The following is a 19,592-nucleotide window of genomic DNA, read 5'->3' as shown; positions in this document are numbered from 1 at the left end:
GGGTCGAAATCCACATTTATTTGCCATTTTTCGACAACCAATAGGAAAATCCTCCCTGAAGCAGCCTGTTCTTATCCCGCTCGATCCTGACCGCTTCGGAAAGCAAGGACTGGGTCAAATAATCGTGGAAAGCGATCAATTGCATAGCCTGCGTCCCGCTTGTCCTCAAACGTTCGTGCCGCTGCTCGGCAATTTGCGCGTAACGCCTTAAGCAACCGCGAACGTGAATCGACGACTCCACCTCCTGCACGGTAAGCCCGGAAGCCGAATTCATACGACGTTCCTGACGGATGAAGGATAGCAGGCTGTTGGCGCTGCCCGACTGCAGATCCTCCCTCCAATCGGCTCGGTCGTCCGCCATCTGCAACGTAATCAGCACTTGGTCGATCAGCCCGGACATTTCCGGTACAAGCTCCTCCCGGCCTGACAGCAGAAGGAGACCGGTCGAAGCAAGCTTGACGGGACTCGCTTTATGAGCGATCTGCGTCGGCTGGATAAAGAAAGCATCCCGTTCGTTTTCGTCAGACACGCTCGTCGCCCATTCCGTTACGTATTGCCCGAAATAGGTCCAAAATGAAGATTCGGCCGGGAACAATGGCCTATACAGCTCCATGTATTGAAGCTGGATCAAATGATCGAGCGCAAGCTGCGTTTTCCACTTCGCGGGCGGCTCATCCATCAAATCGTCCTGGATAAAAAAATGGAGCATGACGAATATGTTGGAGAGCGCCATCCGCTTGCATGCTTCATCCCGCTCGAGGGCGATATGCTTCAACCAAAACGGCAGCAAATAGCAAATGTAATTTTTCGAGCTGCCCTCCCGGAACGGATGGAACCGGTGCAAATATTCGATTCCTATTTCGTTGAAAGGAGCCGGGAACGCGCCCACCCTATTTTCCGCCTCCGTAAATACGTCGATCAAATCCGCCTCATATGGGTTTAGCCAGTTCATCGTACCTCCGCGCTTTTGCCGAATCGGATACCGAACATCGGAATTTCATGGGAAGCATCCGGATCGTCCAGCCATGCGGCCAGTTCGCGTTCCCGCTCGGCGGAGATCGGTGCATCGAGCAAATATTCCGTTGCCAGACGCATATATTCGCAAAACCGGAGTTTTCCATCGGGTCTATCGGCACGGATGGTGTACCGTTCGGTATTCAGATGGACAAAACCGCCATGACAAAACTCCAGCCGGAGCGCATCCGGCAGTTCCAAGAACGTCCTTTTTCTCCGGAGCGATTGACGAGCCGTACTATAAAGGGTAGAGAATAAAGGCAATTTTTCGTTCTCCCGATAACGCGCATCATCGAAATCGATTAGGATAACCGTGCCATCATTCGAAGTATGATCGTATACCCATTTCACAAATTCGTCCCTATTTTGGATATGCAGAACAACGAGCCTGGCAATGACGGCATCGTAAGAGCCGTTCCCGTGAAGCTGCTCATAGCTTCCCCGTATGTAAGTCAAGTTTCTTTCCTGCCGGACCAGCGCCTTCTGATACATCTCTGCGTCGATCTCGACTCCCGTAAGCCGCATGTCCGGGAAGCGTGCGCCGATATTGGCCGCATAAGCTCCATTTCCGCAACCGATATCCAGCGTTGCCATTTTTCTCTTACCGAACTGCCGGAAAAACATGGTCTGTTCCAGCTCGAAAAAGAGCTCCACCGTAACATTCAGCATGCGATCCAACCGATCCGCTCTCGTATCCATCGTATGTTCCTTCCGTTCCTGAGTCTCTATGAATCTCCTGAACTATTATAGCACGATAGACCTATCCGACATCCATTTATTGGTGATCCGACGACAAAAAACCCCCTTCTCCGACCTCGGGGCCGCGAGAAGAGAGTTATGCGGGAGCTGCTCCATGCTTTACACTTGCTCGTAGCGTGCTTGGTACTTCTGGATATCGCCCGCACCCATGAACAACAGCACGCAATCCGAGTAGGCGCTCAATTGATCTATGCTTTCTTCCGTAATGTGGCGCGATGACGGGATTTTATCGATCAGGCTCTGAATCGACACGCCGCCGTTCTGTTCGCGGGCGGAGCCGAAAATGTTCGTCAGGAACACTTCGTCCGAGCCGGAGAGCGATGTGGCAAAATCGTCGATGAACGCCTCCAGCCGCGAATAAGTATGGGGCTGAAAGACGGAGACGACCTTTTTGCCCGGATATTTGGAGCGAACCGCATCCAGCATTGCCGATATTTCAGTCGGATGGTGCGCATAATCATCGATCACGATATTGCCGTGCAATTGTTTCTCCGAAAATCTCCGCTTCACCCCTTCGAACGTGGCGAGCCGGTTCTTCACCTGATCCAAGTTCAAATCCTCGAGCACGGCCACTCCGATAACCGAGAGAGCGTTCAGAACGCTGTGCCTGCCATATGCGGATACCGTAAACGTCCCAAGCCGGCTTTGATGCAAATGAACATCGAACGTCATCCCTTCAAGACTTGCCCGAACGTTGTCGGCCCGAAGCTCGTTATGCTCGCCGAATCCGTAGTGAAGCACGGGAACCCGCGGCTTCAGCTGCCTGACCTGGGGATCGTCGCCATAGGCGATCAAATGCTTTTTCACGCGGTCGGCCATCTGTTGAAAAGCGAGCGTCACATCATCGATCCCGGAGAAATAATCGGGATGATCGAAATCGATGTTCGTAATGATCGCATAGTCCGGCGCGTAAGCGAGGAAATGGCGACGATATTCGCAGCTCTCGAATACGAAATATTTGCTGTCCAGTACGCCTGAGCCGGTTCCGTCGCCGATCAAATAAGAGGTCGGCTGCAGTCCGCTGAACGTATGCGCGATCATGCCGGTCGTCGACGTTTTTCCATGCGCCCCCGTGACCGCAATGCTTGTAAAACGATTGATCCACTCGCCCAAAAAATGATGGTAGCGTTCGACCGGAACGCCTTGTCTCTCGCATTGCACGATTTCCGGGTGGTCGTTCATGAAGGCGTTGGAGGCAATAACCCTCATCCCGCTTTTCTCGATCTCGCTTTCGCCGAACGGGAACATCCGAATGCCTCTTTTTTCAAGCGGCTTCTGCGTGAAAAATTCGGTATCCATATCGGAGCCTTGCACAAGATGTCCCGAATCGTGCAAAATTTGCGCCAATGCGCTCATCCCGGCACCCTTTATGCCAATAAAATGATACTTTTCCATAAGGATACCTCCCACTTTGTTCTGGAGCCTTACTCGACAATACGTACTTCCCAGTATATGAAAAAGATCGCGGGACTGTGCTCCCGCCTATTGACGCTCGCTCCCCGTTCTTTTAACAGCTTTCCCCAAAAATAGATGTCATATAGCTTATCTTACGATTGACCGCGTATATTTCCGTCCGAAAGTGGAACCTTATGTTCGTATTCGAACACCCTTAGGGAAGGAGGGACAGACGATGGCCAAACCGGACGACCGTTCCGATAATGCGGAAAAGCTTCAGCAGATGGCTGGGCAGACAGCCGGCAACCTGGAAGAAGCCGAACAATATTTAGACGAGCATGCCGACGAAATTTCCGCAACCGAGAAGCAAAACATCGAAGCGAAAAACGAAAGACGCCGTTCCAGCATCGCCGGATTCCGCGAAGAAGCGCAGGATGAGGCGAACAACGAGCAATAAGACGACGAAGCCCATAGTCCCGAAAGTATTCGAAAGAGCGCGCCTATTTTCGGGGGATCGGCCAATAAGCCCTTTCAGTTATGCTGAAATGGGCTTATTGGCGCATAGCGCATCTGGTTGCACCCTTAGGAGATCGAGAACGACCAATGATCCTTGGCTATCCACGTCGCGGGGAATAGCTGCTGTGCTTCGGACAGCAGCCGCGCCGCTTCATCCTCTTGGTAGCGGGAGCTGATATGCGTCAATATGAGCGACTTCGCCCCGGCCCGTTTGGCCGTTTGCGCGGCATCCTTGGCGGTGGAATGGTAATACATTTGGGCAAGCTCGTCCAAGGAGGAATCGAAGGTCGCTTCGTGTACGAGCACATCCGCGTCCGAGGACAGCGAAACCGCCGCTTCGCATTTGCGCGTATCGCCCAATATAACGATCTTCTTTCCTGGAACAGGAGGTCCGATAAACGATTTTCCGTCGATTACGGTACCGTCCGGCAAAGCTACGGTCTCTCCCCGCTTGATTTTGCCGAATAAAGGTCCTGGTGGTATGCCTTGCGTATGCAGCTTGGCCGCATCCAGCTTTCCCGGTTTGTCTTTCTCGACGATCCTGTAGCCGTAGCTGTCGATCCGATGATCGAGCTTCGAACACTGGATCTCGAATCGATCGTCCTGGAATACAACCCCTTCGCCCACTTCCCGGTACAATAACTCGTAAGAGAGATGCGCTTGACTGTACCGCAATACCGGCTCCAACATCGCCTCGAGTCCGGGAGGTCCGAATAGCGTTAACGGTGTCGTGCCACCCTGATTCGATCGGCTTGTCAGCAATCCCGGCAATCCATACACATGGTCGCCGTGCAGATGGGTAATGAAAATAAATTCAAGCCTGCTCGCCTTTAAGGGAGAGCGCAATATTTGATGCTGCGTCCCTTCGCCGCAATCGAAGAGCCACATAGTACCCCGTTCGTCGTACAGTGTCAAGGCGACTGCGGTAACATTGCGCTCTTTTGAGGGCATTCCCGCCCCCGTTCCGAGAAAATAAAGCTCCATGCCGCTCCTTCCGCCGGATTAAGCTTTGTCCACGTTAAAGTAGCGTGCCTCCGGATGGGAGAAAACCATCGCCGAGACGGATGCTTCCGGCTCCATCATAAATCCTTCCGTTAATTCTACGCCGATGTCCTCCGGCTTCATAAGCCGGAACAAAGGTTCCTGGTCCTCCAGATTCGGACAAGCCGGGTAGCCGAACGATACGCGGATGCCTTGGTATCTTGCTCCCCAACGCTGCTGCATGGTCAAATCCGGCGAATCCGGAAAGCCCCACATATCCCGCATCATATGGTGCATCCGTTCGGCAAATCCTTCGGCCAGTTCGATCGCGAACGACTGCAGCGCATGCGAGCGCAAGTAGTCGCCCTTTTCCTTCATGTCCTCCGCCTTCGCCCGGATCCCTTGACCGGCCGTTACGACGATAAATCCGATATAATCCATCGTTCCGCTGGATACCGACTTTACGAAATCGGCCAGGCACAAGTACGGCTCCACTTCTTGCCGCGGGAACGAGAAGCGATGAAGCGCCTCCGAAGGGGTCGTCGGATCGTAAACGATAATATCGTTGCCATCCGACTGGGCCGGGAAAAACCGGTACATGCCGTTAGCCTTGATCAGACCTTCGGCTCTTGCTTCGGCGAACAGTTCGTCAATCGTTTCCTTCAATTGCAGCGCCTTCGGATTTTTCTCGCTCAGCAGCTGGTCTACGTTGCCGCGCAAACCGAGATGGTGGCCTAGCAATGTTCGCATATTTACATATGGATATATATGATCGATCGGATATTCCTTTAACACATGTCTTTCCATATCAGGCGGAATGTATACGGGCGCATCCTGCGATACGGTCGACTTGGCCGCGCGGGTAAGTTTCACTTCATCGCTTCTCCCCGAGTCCATCACGACCGAATCCATACTGTCGCGCAGCTCTTGAATCAGCTTCTGGCGCTGCTCCGCATCGCTCAGCTTGTTGGCGATATCGAGGCCGTCCATAGCATCCTTCGCATACAGCACGACGCCGTCGTATTCAGGGGCGATCCGCGTTTTTGTAAACTTGCGCGTCAGCGCCGCTCCCCCGACCAGAATCGGCACTTCGATTCCGGCGGCTTTCAAGTCTTGTGCGGTAACGACCATTTGCTGCGCGGATTTGACGAGCAGCCCGGATAAGCCGATCGCGTCGGGCTTCTCTCTGCGGTATGCCTCGATCAATTGCTCCGGCGGCACCTTGATGCCCAGGTTGATAATCTGATAGCCGTTATTGGACAAGATGATCTCGACCAGGTTTTTGCCGATATCGTGTACGTCGCCCTTTACGGTTGCGAGCAAAATTTTCCCTTTGACCGCACTCTCGTTCCGTTCCATAAACTGCTCCAAGTAGGCGACCGACGCCTTCATCACTTCGGCGCTCTGCAGCACCTCGGCGACGATCAGCTCGTTGTTGTTGAATAGACGGCCTACTTCCTCCATCCCTTTCATTAGAGGCCCGTTAATGATTTCGAGCGGCGCGTAGTTGGTCAAGGCAATTTCCAGGTCGGGGAGGAGCCCCTCCTTCGTTCCTTCAACAACGTAGGAGCCGAGACGTTCCTCCAGCGAAAGGTTGGATATTTTTTCTTTTTTCTCGACTTTCTTTTCCCGGAAATGCGCTACGAATTCGGCAAGCGTCTCGTCATTCGTATTATAGATGAGGCTTTCCGCCAGTCTGCGTTCTTCCTCGGGGATCGAGGCATACCGTTCGAGCTTCTCCGTATTGACGATAGCGTAATCGAGTCCGGCTTTCGTACAATGATACAAATAAACCGCGTTCAGCACCTCGCGTCCGGCATCCGGAAGACCGAAGGAAATATTGCTCAGTCCCAAAATCGTTTTGCACTCGGGATACTTCTGTTTAATCAACCGTATTCCTTCGATCGTTTCCACTGCCGAGCCGATATATTGCGGGTCACCCGAACCGACGGGGAACATATTCGGATCGAAAATAATATCATGCGGCTGCATGCCGTATTTGTTCGTCAACAGATCGTAAGCCCGGTCCGCAACCTCTATTTTCGCTTCGCGGGATACGGCTTGCCCCCGCTCGTCGATGAGAATCATGACTACGGCTGCTCCATATTTATGGATGAGCGGAACGATGCTCTCGAACTTCGATTCCCCATCCTCCAAGTTAATGGAGTTAATGATCGCTTTGCCCTGAGAATGCTTCAGGCCCAGCTCGATAATATGATCGTAGGTCGAATCGATCATCAACGGGGCTTTTACTTTTTTGACAACAAATTGGAGAAAGTTTTCCATCGCGTACGCTTCGTCGATATCCGTATCCTGCAAATTGATATCGATCACTTGAGCGCCGTTTTTGACTTGCGCGCGCGCGATTTCCGAGCCTTCCTCGAATTTGCTTTCCTTGATCAGCCGCTTAAACTTGCGCGAGCCAGAAATGTTCGTTCTTTCGCCAACCATAATCGGCCGATTGTCTTCCTCCAAATAAACCGTCTCGATACCCGATACGGCCGCAGGATGATCGCCATACGTCGTGCGCGGCTTCAACTCCCGCATCGTCTCCGCTATGGCGCGGATATGGTCCGGCGTCGTGCCGCAGCAGCCGCCCGCTATGTTCAACCAGCCTTGCTCCGCAAATCCGGCCAGCTTCTTCGCCAGCGATGCGGGCGACTCATGGTAATGCCCGTTTTCGTCGGGAAGTCCCGCGTTCGGATAACAGCTTACCGCCGATTTGGCGATGGCCGACAACGAGCGGATATGATCCTTCATGAACTCCGGACCGGTTGCGCAGTTCAAGCCTACCGAGACGGGATTCAAGTGCTCGAGCGAAATATAGAACGACTCGATATTTTGTCCGGCAAGCGTAGTGCCCATCGGCTCGATTGTGCCGGATATCATGATCGGCAGCCGGACTCCCGACGTTTCGAACGCATTGCGTATGCCGATGCTTCCAGCCTTGACATTCAATGTATCCTGCGACGTCTCGAGCAGCAAGGCATCCACGCCGGCTTCGATCAAGGCGAGCGCCTGATCGTAATAGCTCTCGATTAATTCCTCGAACGTAACTCCGCCCGTCACGGACAAAGTCTTGGTCGTCGGTCCCATCGCTCCCGCAACATAACGGGGCCATTCCGGCGTCGAAAACTTGTTGGCGGCATCGACGGCCAGCTTGGCCGCGGCCAGATTGAGCTCCCTTGCCCGCTCCGGAATGTCGTATTCGGCCAATACGACGCTTGTCGAGCCGAACGTGTTCGTTTCCAATATATCGGCGCCCGCATCCAAGTAAGCTTCATGAATTTTCGTCAGCACGTCCGGTCTCGTAACCGCCAAAATTTCGTTGCAGCCGTCGAGCTCCTCGCCTCCGAAATCGTCCTCCGTCAAGTTTTCCTGCTGGAGCATCGTCCCCATGGCGCCGTCCAAAATCAATATTTTTTGTTTGAGCCTTTCCGCCAAAGCCTGTTTTTGCAAAATGGTCCACCCCTCGTCCAATACCTCTGTACATAATAAGCATTAGTCTACCAGAATCCGCCGTTTTTCGAAAGAGTGACATTATCTAGTTTTCTTATCGGAATATAATAATTAATTGATGGCCATCCATCGACACCCGTGCCGATTTCGAATATAATACCTAGTAATAAGTACTCATCCATACGAAGGAGAGAGGGAATACTATGGCAGAAATTCGCATCCGCAATACGAACGAACGCATTTCAGGAGAAGAAAACGTCAAATCGTTTCTGGAACAACAAGAAGTGCTCTACGAGCATTGGAATCCGGGTCAGCTTCCCGCCAGCCTCCAGGAGAAATTCATCCTGTCCGACGAAGAGAAACAACAAATCCTCGATACGTTCGACAGCGAAATTCGCGATCTGGCCGGTCGCCGCGGCTATAAAACTTGGGACCTGATCGCCCTGTCCGATGCTACGCCGAACCTCAACGAGCTACTGAAAAAATTCGAGCAGGTGCATACGCATACCGAGGACGAGGTGCGGGCGATTACGGCCGGCAAAGGCATCTTCATTATTAAAGGCTCCGAGGACGTAGGCTACTTCGACGTCGAGCTCGAAGCCGGTGACGTTATATCCGTTCCCGAGAACAAAGCCCACTTCTTCACGCTGATGGAAAACCGGAAAATCGTCGCCGTCCGCCTCTTTATCGAGACCGAAGGCTGGATCGCGCATCCGTATGACGATCCGTCGTTTCAGAAAGCTTAATCGATTTCCCGCCTCACGAAACGAGCCCGGCGCTTTCCCTGGAAAGCATCGGGCTTTTTTTGTGCGTCTATGCGTCAGCGCAAACTGCTTAATCAGCGTCCAAGCTGCTCCAATATGCCGCGAATGCCTCGCAAGCTGTCGATCTCGTAAGCTGGAACGATCTCATCCGTGCGGGCAATTCCGTGCCGGTTCATCCACACCGATTTCATGCCTACTCCGTTCGCTCCCAGAATATCCGTCGTGAGCTTGTCCCCCACCATAATCCCTTCATCGGGAGCAATGTCCAGCAGCTGCATCGCATGCCGGAAAATGGAAGATGCCGGCTTGCCTTCGCCAAATGTTCCTGAGATTACAATATGATCGAAATATGCCGCGAGATCGGGCACTCCGGAAATTTTTTCCTTTTGAAGATCCGGAGAACCGTTCGTCAATAGAAGGAGCTTGTACTGTCCCTTCAGTTCATCCAGAACGCTGAACGTCTCTTCATATACGATCGGTCTGGCTCTCCGCTCCTGCGGAAACAATTCCCCGAGGCGATACCCCAGATTCTCATTATTTACGCCCAGCGCCTTCAAGCCCCTCGTCCAAGCCGCCGTCCGGTATTCGGGAGCAAGCTTCTCCAGCACGCGGAATTGTTCCTGCTCTCCCTCGCTGAAGCGCGCCCACAACCCTTCGAACGGGTTAATGCCGATCTGCTTCGTAAACGGAAACGTCTCGAACGATTCATACAAAGCCCGCGCTTCCCGGCGAACCTCTTCCTCCAGCTTGACCGGATCGATCGAAACCGCATCCGCGGCAGCCGCGCAAGTTGCTTGGAACGCTTCCTTTACGCTCCTGTCGTCCCACAATAACGTATCGTCCAAATCGAACAAAACCGCTTGAATCCCCATGAACCGTTTTCTCCCCCTCTATTTCCTTACGCCGCGTCTTCTTTGTATTCGATCCCGTTAACATCCGCGAACTTCTTCAATCGGGCCGCCAAAGCGGGAATATCGTATAGGCTTTGGAATTTGGACAACACCCATCTCGTCCGCTTTCCTTTCAATTGTATAGCCACACTGCCGGGCTGTACCGATATGGATTCGATCTCATCCGCTCCGAATACTTTATCCATCCCCATCCGGCGGGTAGAAAGCTTTTGTTTGCCGACCTTAATATACGGTCTCCGCAAAAAATACATGACCCCTAGAGCCAAATAACCGGCTACCGTAACCCAGTACAGCGTCTGCGTCTCGTAATACGCTACCGACACGATCGCGAAAAAGAGCGAACAGGCGACAAGGAGAGTGGGCAAAAACCAGCTTCGTCCTTTGAATACGTCCATTTGCTCTTGCGTCGAAACGGTTATCGGCGTTTTGCCCGTCTTGAGCCGTTTGCGATTCATTTCTTTGCTGTTTTTTTGCACCATGCGTTCCCATCTGCGGGACATGCTTTTCCTCCGTTCTAATGCAGCTTTTTGTCAGAGCTGTCCTTGCCGTCCTCATCTACGAATTCGATCGAATCGAGCTGCGCCCTGAGCGACGTCTTGAACGCTTCGATGTAACGTTTGCGCAATTCGTTGCGTTCCTCTAATTCCTCGTCGGTCAAGCCGACCGTATTCGCTTTTTTGGCTAATTCGTTAATGCGGGCGATCATTTGTTCGGTAATCATATTCGGCCTCCTCCTTACGGTTACTTCCCTACTTTGACATGGTTCGGAGGCGATTGTCAAGGCGGGCGGGAGGAAACCGGCAAAAGCCCGGAGCACATGGCACCGGGCGGGCGATATCAGAATATGAACGCTATGGTATGTATGGTAAGTAACGGAAAGTCGACGCTTCAAATGGGCCATGCAAAAGCTATTATGGCAATTGCAGCACTTGGCCTGCTTGCAAAGCGGACGATGTCAGGCTGTTTAGCTTCTTGAGCTTCTGAATATAAATGCGAACGTCTTCGCCTTTCTCGACACGCTGTTCGGAAATCGACCATAACGTATCGCCCGGTTTTACGACGATTTGCTCGTGAATCGTTATACCGGCGGCTTGCACTTCATTGTCTCCAGCCCATCCATGGAACAAAGCACCGAGTCCCAAGCACATCATCATGATGGCGGCGAGAGCGATCATTCGCAGCTTTCTCGTTCGGCCGAAACCTTCGGCAGACGAGGCTTGAGAATAACGAACACCCGAAGGTTGAGATTGATTATAGAAGTGATTGTTATGGAAAGATGGATATAACATCGTGAACCCTCCCCGAACATTTGTTCTGAAATCAGAATAACACGAACATGCATTCGCGTCAATACGGAAATAGAACAATTGTTCGCATTCAATATCTATAAATCTATCTTTATCCTCGAACAAATAACGAACTTATGTTTGTACGAACTCGAGTTCTGTGGTATAATTTACCCATATAAATCTGTCTACATGGAGTGATAATCGTGAGCAAGGTTTCCAATCGCCAACAAGCGATACTCGAATTTATCAAGAACGAAGTGCGCGACAAAGGCTACCCTCCTTCCGTGCGGGAAATCGGCGAAGCCGTCGGGCTTGCGTCCAGCTCCACGGTACACGGCCACTTGGACCGGCTGGAGAGAAAGGGGCTTATCCGCAGAGACCCAACGAAGCCTCGAGCAATCGAAATATTGACCGGCCATGACGAATCGGCCTCGGCTTTCTCCTTCTCGATCGCGCGGGTGCCTCTAATCGGCAAAGTAACGGCAGGCGTGCCGATCACCGCTACCGAGAACATCGAAGAGTATTTCCCGCTGCCCAGCCATTTCGTCGGCGACCACAACGTATTCATGCTGCGGGTCGTCGGAGAAAGTATGATCGACGCGGGCATTCACCATAACGATTATGTCATCGTCAAGCAGCAGCCGACCGCCAATAACGGCGATATCGTAGTCGCCATGACGGAAGACGACGAAGCCACCGTCAAGACGTTCTACAAGGAACGCGACCACATCCGGCTGCAGCCGGAGAACCCGGCAATGGATCCGATCCGACTCCGAAACGTTACCATTCTCGGCAAAGTAATCGGCCTGTTTCGCGACATTCATTAAAAGTTGCGCCGGTTGACCCGATAAACAACAAAGAAAAGCCCTCTCTACAGCAGAGAGGGCTTTTCTTTGTTGTTCATTCTAATATAAGGTCATATACTGATCGCGTTCCCATGGATGGATCTGCGTGCGGTACATATCCCATTCGATCTCTTTCAATTCGATGAAATGGGCCAGCGCATGATCGCCCAACGCTTCGCAGATGACTTCGTCGTTCAGCAGCTCAACAAGCGCTTCGCGCAAATCCGAAGGCAAGCTGGGGATGCCTTGCTCTTCCCGCTCTTCCTCGCTCATCACATAGATGTTGCGGTCTACCGGAGCCGGCAGTGCCGTTTTGTTCTGAATGCCGTCCAAGCCCGCTTTCAACATGACTGTCAGAGCAAGGTACGGGTTCGCAGCCGGGTCGGGATTGCGCACTTCGACACGGGTGCTCAAGCCGCGCGAAGCCGGAATCCGGATCATCGGACTGCGGTTGCTCGCCGACCAAGCGACATAACATGGCGCTTCATATCCGGGTACGAGCCGTTTGTACGAGTTTACAGTCGGATTCGTGATTGCCGCAAACGCGCGCGCATGCTTAAGCACGCCAGCCATATAATGCCGGGCCGTCTCGCTCAAGCCGAGCTTGTCGCTATCGTCGAAGAACGCATTTTCGTTGCCTTTAAATAACGATTGATGGCAGTGCATTCCGGAGCCGTTGACGCCGAACAGCGGCTTTGGCATAAAGGTCGCGTGTAGCCCGTGCTGTCTCGCGATCGTCTTGACGACGAGCTTGAACGTCTGGATTTGATCGGCCGCCTTGATCGCATCCGCGTATTTGAAATCGATTTCGTGCTGGCCAGGCGCCACCTCGTGATGGGAAGCTTCGATCTCGAAGCCCATTTCCTCGAGAGTCAGTACGATCTCGCGTCGACAGTTTTCGCCCAAGTCCGTCGGAGCCAGGTCGAAGTAGCCGCCCTGATCGTTCAGCTCCATCGTCGGATTGCCCTTCTCGTCCGTCTTGAACAAGAAAAACTCCGGCTCGGGTCCGACGTTCATCGCCGTATAGCCCATATCTTCGGCTTCCTTCAAAGCACGCTTCAAAATGCCGCGAGGATCTCCCGGGAACGGGCGACCGTCCGGCAAATAAATATCGCAAATGAGACGGGCCACACGGTCCTCGGTTACCCAAGGGAAGATGACCCAAGTGCCAAGGTCGGGATACAAATACATATCGGATTCTTCGATCCGCACATAACCTTCGATGGAGGAGCCGTCGAACATCATCTTGTTATCCAGCGCTTTTTCCAATTGGCTTAGCGGAATCTCGACATTTTTGATCGTACCCAGCAAATCGGTGAATTGCAGTCGGATAAAACGGACATTTTCGTCTTTCGCGATTCGTAAAATGTCGTCTTTCGTGTAGGTCGGTTGGGTCATCGTACAACTCCTCCTTAAGGTTTATGATTTAAAAATCTGGAAAGCTCCCCTTGGATAAGCGAAACCTTTCCGCGCCGGTTCCCCGTCAACAATTCCCGCTTCAGCATTTTGTGCAGCTGCTTATCGTCCAGCTCCTTGCGCTTGACAACGGTCTGATCGGTGATCACCGTCGCCTCCTCGGAGTTTTTCGATACCGGGTTCAGCACCTGCTTGATGCCGGCAATGTTGACGCCTTTCTCGATCAGCGCTTTGATTTGCAGCAATCTCTCGACATCGTTGAACGAGAACAGCCGCTGATTACCATTCGTTCTCGCCGGAACGATCAATTCATGCTGCTCGTAATAACGGATTTGCCGTGCGGTCAGATCGGTCAGTTTCATGACGGTCCCGATCGAGAACAATGCCATATTACGGCGGATTTCATCGCTCACTTTACACCACTCCAACATGTAGAGGATATCTTAATTGTACATATCGGACATAAACATGTCAATCTATGTTAGGTTTAATTACAATAACCCTTTTTCCATCATATTCGTAAGCGCCATCACGACTCCCCATTTCACATGAGCGTATGTAAGTCCACCTTGCATGTAAGCAATATGCGGAAATCGTATCGGCGCGTCGGCGGAAAGCTCCAGGCTCCCGCCTTGAATGAACGTTCCGGCGGCCATAATGACAGGGTGCTCGTATCCTGGCATGTCCCACGGCTCGGGTACGACATGGGAGTCCACCGCAGCCGCTTTTTGAATGCCCTGCACGAATGCGATCAAATGCTCCGATCCTGTAAACCGGATCGCTTGGATCAAGTCGGTCCTCTCGTCGCTCCAGCGCGGGTGCGTATCGAAACCGAGGAGTTCGAACAGTGCCGCGGCAAACACGCTGCCCTTAAGCGCTTGTCCGACAAGATGGGGGGCCAGAAACAGTCCTTGAAAAATGTCGCGTGTCGTGCCCAGCATCGCGCCCACTTCCCCGCCGATCCCGGGTGCCGTAAGCCGATAAGCCGCCAATTCCACCAGCTCGCGCTTGCCTACGATGTACCCTCCAGTCGGCGCAATACCGCCCCCCGGATTTTTGATCAGGGAGCCGGCCATCAGATCGACGCCGGCCTCGGTCGGTTCCGTCTCTTCCGTGAACTCGCCATAACAATTGTCGACGAAGACGATAGCGTTCGGCACGATCCGCTTGACGAACTCTACCATCCGGGCGATTTGATCTACCGTATAGGAGGGCCGCCAATCATATCCTCTCGACCGTTGGATGCCGATTACCTTCGGCGGATCTGTCAGAAGCTTGTCGCGCACACGTTCCCAGTCCGGGAGTCCGTCGTCCGCAAGAGCCACCTCGTCGTAACGCACGCCCCAATCCTGAAGCGATCCGGTGCCGTCTCCCGGTTTGCCGATCACTTTATGTAGCGTGTCGTAGGGCTTGCCCGTTATATACAAGAGCAGGTCTCCCGGACGGAGAATACCGAACAGGGCCGTGCCGATCGTATGCGTGCCTGATACGAAGTGGGGCCGTACGAGCCCCGCCTCCGCGCCGAACACGTCGGCATACACGAGATCGAGCACTTCCCGGCCGCGGTCGTTATAACCGTATCCGGTCGATCCGGCAAAATGATAATCGCTTACTTTATGCTTCTGAAAAGCTCCGATCACCTTCCATTGATTGCGGTCCACCCGTTTGTCCAGCAGCTTCAGCTTCGGCTCTGCTATAGCTTCCGCTTCTTCCATTAGACGGGCGATTTTATCCGGTACGATCATTTCAAACATTCTCTCCCTCATGCTGAATCGCTTCCTGGGCCATAAATGCCTGAAGCATGTATCCTTGCTTGTCGAATTCGTTTTGTTTCAGTCGCACGTCGAAGCGGATGTCTTCCCCGTCCACTTCCTGCTCGAGCACGTCGCCCACCCGGTACATGAGCGAGATCAAGTCGCCGCGGCCGGCCGGTATGCGGAACCGTTTCGTGTCTCCCATCAGCCTTTCCTGCACGGCCAGCTTGAGCGCGTCCAAGTCGGACTCCGAGAAAGCGGAAACTTGAATCGCGTCGCCCTCGGCCGACAGCAGCTCCTCATGCCCGACGGGCAGCAGATCGATTTTATTGAACACGGCTATACCGGGTTTCCCCTGCACCCCAAGCTCCTGCAGTACTTCGTCCACTACGTGCATTTGCTGATCCCTCATCTCGCTTGCGCTGTCTACGACATGCAATATGAGATCCGCCTCGCATACTTCCTCGAGCGTCGCACGGAACGCGGCAACCAGATCGTGAGGAAGATTTTGTATAAATCCGACCGTGTCGGTCAGTACGATCTCTTGTCCGTTCGGCAAACGCAGCATGCGCGACGTCGGGTCGAGCGTAGCGAACAATTGGTTCTCGGCATAAACGTCCGATTGCGTCAGACGATTCAGCAGCGTAGATTTGCCAGCGTTCGTGTAGCCGACCAGCGCTGCCTGGAACACGCCCGTCTTCTTCCGGCGCTCCCTATGCAGAGCTCGGTGACGTTTCACTTCCAGAAGCGCATGGCGCAGCTCGGCGATCCGATTGCGGATATGGCGGCGATCCATTTCGAGCTTCGTCTCCCCCGGGCCCCGCGTGCCGATTCCCCCGCCCAGGCGGGACAAATTGACGCCATGGCCCGACAGCCGGGGCAGCAAATAGCTAAGCTGGGCAAGCTCTACCTGCAGGAAGCCTTCTCTCGTTTTCGCCCGCTGCGCGAATATGTCCAATATGAGCTGAGTCCGGTCGATTATTTTCAAATCCAGTGCCCGCTCCAAATTGCGGACTTGCGCCCCGGACAACTCCTGATCGAAAATCGCCGTATTCGCGCCGAGCCGCTCGGCCGCATCGCGAAGCTCCTCCACCTTGCCTTTGCCGATAAACCATTTCGGATCGATCGAGTCTTTCGCTTGCACGGCGGAATGAAGGACTTCCACTCCGGCGCTTTCGGCCAAGCTGATCAGCTCGGCAAGCGAATATTGTACCCGCTCCTCGGACAACCGGTCGCTTTTCAACACGAGACTGACGACAACCGCTTTATCCGGATTGCCGTCCGTTACTTCATGCGTCGTTTGCTTCATGCAAAAACTCCTTTTTTCCCGTCATGGCCGTCTGTTCGGTTCATTGTAACATATTTTTCGACAGGCATTCATATTATGTCCTTTTCTTAAACGGTTACGTATAAGGCAGCTCGATCTCTACGGTCGTCCCGCTGCCCGACATACTGGCGATCGACAGCTTCCCGCCATGACTTTCCATAATGTTGTGGCAGATCATGAGTCCGAGTCCTGTACCGTTTTCCTTCGTCGTAAAAAAGGGCTGTCCGATCTGCGACGCCAGATCCTCCGGAATTCCGCTCCCTTGGTCCGTAATATGAACGGTCAACAACCGCTCCGTCCGCTCTGTCCGGACGGTCACCTCTCCTCCAGCCGGCATCGCTTCAATCGCATTTTTCAACACGTTGACGAATACTTGCTTCATCTGGTTCTCGTCGCAGCGAATCGGCTTCATGTCTATTACCTGTTCGGTCAAGATGCGGACTTTGTTTAAAATAGCTTGCGTCTCCAATAGCGTCACCACATGATCGATTACAATGCGAATATCAGACTCCTTGAAGCTGGCCGGACGCGGCTTGGAGAGCAGCAAAAATTCGTTCACGATAAAGTTGATCCGCTCGAGCTCGGTAAGCATGATCGGGTAATACGCTTTATTCTCGATTCGGGATGACTGCAGCAGTTGGACAAAGCCTTTTAGCGCCGTGAGCGGATTGCGAATCTCGTGCGCCAAACCCGCGGCAAGCTGCCCGGTTACGGCAAGCCTGTCGGCATTGCGCAGCAGCTCCTCCGCCTTTTTGCGATCCGTCACGTCTTTGGCCACGCCGTATATCCCGACGATTTGATGATCGGCTATGATCGGAATGTTCGTTACGTCGACAGTGACTGCATATCCATCCTTGTGAACCATCTTCAGCTCCAGATGATTGGAATTGCCATTAATCGTCTCCCGGAAGCCGGTCAGAGCCTTCAAGCGATCCTGAGGATGGATCAGCGAGACGAATTCGCGCTTCGTCATCTCGTCGGCGGTATACCCGAGCAGTTTGACAGTAGCCGGGTTTACGGCGATCAGCTTCCCCTTTCTATCGAACGTACAGATCGGATCCGGGTTATGCTCGATCAGATCCGCCGTTTTCCCATGGAAAGTAGGGAGTCGATGATGCAGCTTGAATTCATACATGTTCAGATCGGCATCGTGGAGCAAATCTTCGATGCCGAGCAGCCGATCGGGCCTGGATACGGAGATCCCAACCGAGAACGACAAGGAAACGGGCGGAAGACCTTCATCCGGTATGAACGACTTTCCGTTCAACTCCTCCAACAGCTGCTGTCGCATCTCGGCAAAACGGGGCTCATCCTCCAATACGATTACAAATTCGTCTCCGCCCAATCGACCGGCAATGCCGTTGGTCGGCTGGGTCAGTTTTCGCAAATAGTCGGCAACGTACAAGATGACTTTATTGCCTACCATATGTCCGTACGTATCATTGATTTGCTTGAAAAAATTGAGATCGATCAGCAGCACCCGAACCGTCCGGCCCTCTTCGATCAACCGTTGTCCGAACTGCAAAGTCTGCTGGAGCGATGCCAGCCCCGTCAACGAATCGATCATGCTCAAATGGCGGTATTCGTTCCGTTCCTTCTCGAGCTTTCGCGCGTAAAAAGCAAGAATCGTATAGGCTACCGCGTTCAGGGATATAAAGAACAAATGTGTCATCCATTCGTTGTGCTTCGTTAAATCGGCATAAGCGTACAGGTTGAGTCCGACCGCCAGTGCGGCTGCAAGCGTATACAAAGGATTTGGCAAAAAAAGCGCATAGAACAGCAGTAGCGGGTAGACGGTCATTAAGGCAGGGAACATTTGCTCCGGCTGCACAACCGCTACATATACAAGCAAGGCCAAGCTGGACATGCCATAGGCGACCTTCCGCTTCTTATGCAGAAATACCGCCGAGAGCAGCAGCCCCATGAACAATAGCGACGCCAAGCTCCTCATCATATCCGGTATCGCGTCGACTAACGCGTAGGCGCCGACGAACAAGACAAGAGCGGCGAGCATCAAATCCTTCTTCCGGACAGCGGCCATGCGTAATGACCGAAACGTACGCGATAACTGCATGGGGTCCTTCCCTTCCGCTTAAGTAGCTATCTCTATCACAAACGCCGGATTACCGGCGAAAAGGCCGCCCCTGTATAGAGACGGCCGATTACACGACTATGGCATCGTGAAAGTGAACGTTTCGGCAACCCAGCTGTCATAGTCCACCCGAACCTTAGACCTGTGGCTTTGCGTCCCTGCCTTTCGGCAAGTTTGCCAAAAATTTATTTCCAATTTCTTGCGTTGTCCTGAAATTTAATATACCACACCTTTTCATTCCGCGAAACATAAATTCAAATGATTCCAATTTTTCTAATAAGTCTGTATTTTTCAACTTATTTCTGCAAGCAATGTCCCCAGATCCAATCCTTCCATCGTATCTATTCGTTTGCTATGCGGTCCGAACGTTAACGAAGCCGTGACCGAATTCGGTACGATCACACAGTGGAGTCCCGCTCTGTGCGCCGCCATAGCGCCATTTGCCGAGTCTTCGAAAGCGAGCGCCTCCCCGGGCTTTACGCCCAGATTCTCGACCGCTTGCCTGTACAGTTCCGGGTCCGGCTTCACATTAACCACATGGTCCCGGGTACGTATGCATGAAAAATAGTGCTGCAGCCCGAATTTGGACAAATAACCCGTCACCCAGTCGCTGCTGGAGCTGGATGCAAGCCCGACCGCGAGCCCCAGTCGTTTCGCCTGCTCCAGTACGGATACGACGCCGGGCCGCAGCTGCTCCAGCTCCATCCGTTCCGCGAACAGCTTCCTGCGCATCGACTGGAATTGTTCGCGATCGACCGGCTTGCCGATGCTTTTCTCCAAATGCTCGTAAGGATCGAATACGGACAGCATATCGGTCCCGATTACTTTGGACCAGACGTCCAAGGAAAGCTCGGCCCCGTGGTGCCGGTATGCGTCCGCGTAAGCGTGATATTCGTTCGTTTCCGTATCCAGAATAAGTCCGTCAAAATCGAATACAATCGCGCGTATCATGTATATTCCCTCCAGCTTTGTTGCCCGCCTTCCGGCCGGATGATCGTATTATACCTCAACGCTTCTTTCCTGTCCCTTTCTTTCCTATAGAACAAAAGCCGCCCTCAGGCGGCTTCCCG

General features: G+C 53.0%; 18 protein-coding genes and 1 riboswitch. Of the genes, 3 read left to right on the top strand and 15 right to left on the bottom strand.

The features are described 5' to 3' along the window. Nucleotides 1-16 precede the first annotated feature (16 nt). The 3 genes from FE784_RS00365 to murC all read right to left on the bottom strand — a co-directional run bounded on the left by FE784_RS00365 (nucleotide 17) and on the right by murC (nucleotide 3,168). The gene (locus FE784_RS00365) at nucleotides 17-952 is read right to left on the bottom strand and encodes a hypothetical protein (protein WP_139600131.1); all 936 of its coding nucleotides are present in this window, start codon (nucleotides 950-952) and stop codon (nucleotides 17-19) included. Continuing rightward, nucleotides 949-1,713 carry a class I SAM-dependent methyltransferase gene (locus FE784_RS00360; RefSeq protein ID WP_139600130.1) on the bottom strand — a complete coding sequence of 255 codons (765 nt, stop codon included), beginning with the start codon at nucleotides 1,711-1,713 and terminating at the stop codon, nucleotides 949-951. The genes FE784_RS00365 and FE784_RS00360 overlap by 4 nt, the downstream gene beginning before the upstream one ends. A 159-nt stretch (nucleotides 1,714-1,872) precedes the next feature. After that, the gene (gene murC / locus FE784_RS00355) at nucleotides 1,873-3,168 is read right to left on the bottom strand and encodes a UDP-N-acetylmuramate--L-alanine ligase (RefSeq protein ID WP_139600129.1); all 1,296 of its coding nucleotides are present in this window, start codon (nucleotides 3,166-3,168) and stop codon (nucleotides 1,873-1,875) included. 235 nt (nucleotides 3,169-3,403) lie between these two features. Between murC and tlp the strand changes: the two genes are divergently transcribed. After that, nucleotides 3,404-3,625 (top strand): small acid-soluble spore protein Tlp, encoded by a 222-nt coding sequence (gene tlp, locus FE784_RS00350; protein ID WP_139600128.1) that lies wholly within the window; start codon nucleotides 3,404-3,406, stop codon nucleotides 3,623-3,625. Nucleotides 3,626-3,750: 125 nt separating this feature from the next. Here the strand turns inward: tlp and rnz are convergent, their stop codons facing one another. Together rnz and metH are read right to left on the bottom strand one after the other, a co-directional pair. Continuing rightward, on the bottom strand, nucleotides 3,751-4,668 hold the full coding sequence (rnz, locus tag FE784_RS00345; RefSeq protein ID WP_139600127.1) for a ribonuclease Z: 918 nt from the start codon (nucleotides 4,666-4,668) through the stop codon (nucleotides 3,751-3,753). Nucleotides 4,669-4,686: 18 nt separating this feature from the next. After that, nucleotides 4,687-8,064, bottom strand: coding sequence for a methionine synthase (gene metH, locus FE784_RS00340; RefSeq protein ID WP_425465519.1), 3,378 nt, complete (start codon nucleotides 8,062-8,064; stop codon nucleotides 4,687-4,689). Nucleotides 8,065-8,327: 263 nt separating this feature from the next. Between metH and FE784_RS00335 the strand changes: the two genes are divergently transcribed. Further along, nucleotides 8,328-8,870, top strand: coding sequence for a 1,2-dihydroxy-3-keto-5-methylthiopentene dioxygenase (locus tag FE784_RS00335; protein ID WP_139600125.1), 543 nt, complete (start codon nucleotides 8,328-8,330; stop codon nucleotides 8,868-8,870). A 92-nt stretch (nucleotides 8,871-8,962) separates the two neighbouring features. On the opposite strand, the gene FE784_RS00330 is transcribed toward FE784_RS00335, so the two are convergent. From FE784_RS00330 to FE784_RS00315, 4 genes are all read right to left on the bottom strand, one after another. Further along, entirely contained in the window at nucleotides 8,963-9,760 is a 798-nt protein-coding gene (locus tag FE784_RS00330; RefSeq protein ID WP_139600124.1) for an HAD family hydrolase, read from the bottom strand. 26 nt (nucleotides 9,761-9,786) lie between these two features. Further along, nucleotides 9,787-10,299, bottom strand: coding sequence for a hypothetical protein (locus tag FE784_RS00325; RefSeq protein WP_139600123.1), 513 nt, complete (start codon nucleotides 10,297-10,299; stop codon nucleotides 9,787-9,789). Between the two features lie 14 nt (nucleotides 10,300-10,313). Beyond that, nucleotides 10,314-10,520, bottom strand: coding sequence for a DUF896 domain-containing protein (locus tag FE784_RS00320; RefSeq protein ID WP_139600122.1), 207 nt, complete (start codon nucleotides 10,518-10,520; stop codon nucleotides 10,314-10,316). 190 nt (nucleotides 10,521-10,710) lie between these two features. After that, nucleotides 10,711-10,974 carry a LysM peptidoglycan-binding domain-containing protein gene (locus tag FE784_RS00315; protein ID WP_246131831.1) on the bottom strand — a complete coding sequence of 88 codons (264 nt, stop codon included), beginning with the start codon at nucleotides 10,972-10,974 and terminating at the stop codon, nucleotides 10,711-10,713. A 317-nt stretch (nucleotides 10,975-11,291) separates the two neighbouring features. Between FE784_RS00315 and lexA the strand changes: the two genes are divergently transcribed. After that, nucleotides 11,292-11,915 carry a transcriptional repressor LexA gene (gene lexA, locus FE784_RS00310; protein ID WP_139600121.1) on the top strand — a complete coding sequence of 208 codons (624 nt, stop codon included), beginning with the start codon at nucleotides 11,292-11,294 and terminating at the stop codon, nucleotides 11,913-11,915. A 78-nt stretch (nucleotides 11,916-11,993) separates the two neighbouring features. On the opposite strand, the gene glnA is transcribed toward lexA, so the two are convergent. The 6 genes from glnA to FE784_RS00280 form a co-directional block, all read right to left on the bottom strand. Further along, nucleotides 11,994-13,331 (bottom strand): type I glutamate--ammonia ligase, encoded by a 1,338-nt coding sequence (glnA, locus tag FE784_RS00305; RefSeq protein WP_139600120.1) that lies wholly within the window; start codon nucleotides 13,329-13,331, stop codon nucleotides 11,994-11,996. Between the two features lie 14 nt (nucleotides 13,332-13,345). After that, nucleotides 13,346-13,762, bottom strand: coding sequence for a MerR family transcriptional regulator (locus tag FE784_RS00300; protein ID WP_139600119.1), 417 nt, complete (start codon nucleotides 13,760-13,762; stop codon nucleotides 13,346-13,348). Between the two features lie 78 nt (nucleotides 13,763-13,840). After that, nucleotides 13,841-15,064, bottom strand: coding sequence for a methionine gamma-lyase family protein (locus FE784_RS00295; protein WP_246131851.1), 1,224 nt, complete (start codon nucleotides 15,062-15,064; stop codon nucleotides 13,841-13,843). Between the two features lie 31 nt (nucleotides 15,065-15,095). Further along, the gene (gene hflX / locus FE784_RS00290) at nucleotides 15,096-16,412 is read right to left on the bottom strand and encodes a GTPase HflX (RefSeq protein WP_139600118.1); all 1,317 of its coding nucleotides are present in this window, start codon (nucleotides 16,410-16,412) and stop codon (nucleotides 15,096-15,098) included. A 94-nt stretch (nucleotides 16,413-16,506) separates the two neighbouring features. Further along, nucleotides 16,507-18,504: a diguanylate cyclase domain-containing protein gene (locus FE784_RS00285; RefSeq protein WP_139600117.1), complete on the bottom strand. Its 1,998-nt coding sequence runs from the start codon at nucleotides 18,502-18,504 to the stop codon at nucleotides 16,507-16,509. 120 nt (nucleotides 18,505-18,624) lie between these two features. Further along, a riboswitch (cyclic di-GMP riboswitch) is annotated at nucleotides 18,625-18,711 on the bottom strand. 102 nt (nucleotides 18,712-18,813) lie between these two features. After that, nucleotides 18,814-19,473, bottom strand: a complete 660-nt coding sequence (locus FE784_RS00280; RefSeq protein WP_139600116.1) for an HAD family hydrolase — start codon at nucleotides 19,471-19,473, stop codon at nucleotides 18,814-18,816. Nucleotides 19,474-19,592 lie beyond the last annotated feature (119 nt).

Origin of the sequence: Paenibacillus hemerocallicola (genome assembly GCF_006265175.1) — a bacterium.
Lineage (GTDB): Bacteria > Bacillota > Bacilli > Paenibacillales > NBRC-103111 > Paenibacillus_AB > Paenibacillus_AB hemerocallicola.
This window is presented reverse-complemented; position numbering and strand designations above follow the sequence as displayed.

Coding starts and splice junctions, on each gene's coding strand:
- FE784_RS00365 (WP_139600131.1), bottom strand. CDS start 952: ATGAACTGGCTAAACCCATATGAGGCGGATTTGATCGACGTATTTACG.
- FE784_RS00360 (WP_139600130.1), bottom strand. CDS start 1,713: ATGGATACGAGAGCGGATCGGTTGGATCGCATGCTGAATGTTACGGTG.
- murC (WP_139600129.1), bottom strand. CDS start 3,168: ATGGAAAAGTATCATTTTATTGGCATAAAGGGTGCCGGGATGAGCGCA.
- tlp (WP_139600128.1), top strand. CDS start 3,404: ATGGCCAAACCGGACGACCGTTCCGATAATGCGGAAAAGCTTCAGCAG.
- rnz (WP_139600127.1), bottom strand. CDS start 4,668: ATGGAGCTTTATTTTCTCGGAACGGGGGCGGGAATGCCCTCAAAAGAG.
- metH (WP_425465519.1), bottom strand. CDS start 8,064: ATGGGGACGATGCTCCAGCAGGAAAACTTGACGGAGGACGATTTCGGA.
- FE784_RS00335 (WP_139600125.1), top strand. CDS start 8,328: ATGGCAGAAATTCGCATCCGCAATACGAACGAACGCATTTCAGGAGAA.
- FE784_RS00330 (WP_139600124.1), bottom strand. CDS start 9,760: ATGGGGATTCAAGCGGTTTTGTTCGATTTGGACGATACGTTATTGTGG.
- FE784_RS00325 (WP_139600123.1), bottom strand. CDS start 10,299: ATGTCCCGCAGATGGGAACGCATGGTGCAAAAAAACAGCAAAGAAATG.
- FE784_RS00320 (WP_139600122.1), bottom strand. CDS start 10,520: ATGATTACCGAACAAATGATCGCCCGCATTAACGAATTAGCCAAAAAA.
- FE784_RS00315 (WP_246131831.1), bottom strand. CDS start 10,974: ATGATCGCTCTCGCCGCCATCATGATGATGTGCTTGGGACTCGGTGCT.
- glnA (WP_139600120.1), bottom strand. CDS start 13,331: ATGACCCAACCGACCTACACGAAAGACGACATTTTACGAATCGCGAAA.
- FE784_RS00295 (WP_246131851.1), bottom strand. CDS start 15,064: ATGGAAGAAGCGGAAGCTATAGCAGAGCCGAAGCTGAAGCTGCTGGAC.
- hflX (WP_139600118.1), bottom strand. CDS start 16,412: ATGAAGCAAACGACGCATGAAGTAACGGACGGCAATCCGGATAAAGCG.
- FE784_RS00285 (WP_139600117.1), bottom strand. CDS start 18,504: ATGCAGTTATCGCGTACGTTTCGGTCATTACGCATGGCCGCTGTCCGG.
- FE784_RS00280 (WP_139600116.1), bottom strand. CDS start 19,473: ATGATACGCGCGATTGTATTCGATTTTGACGGACTTATTCTGGATACG.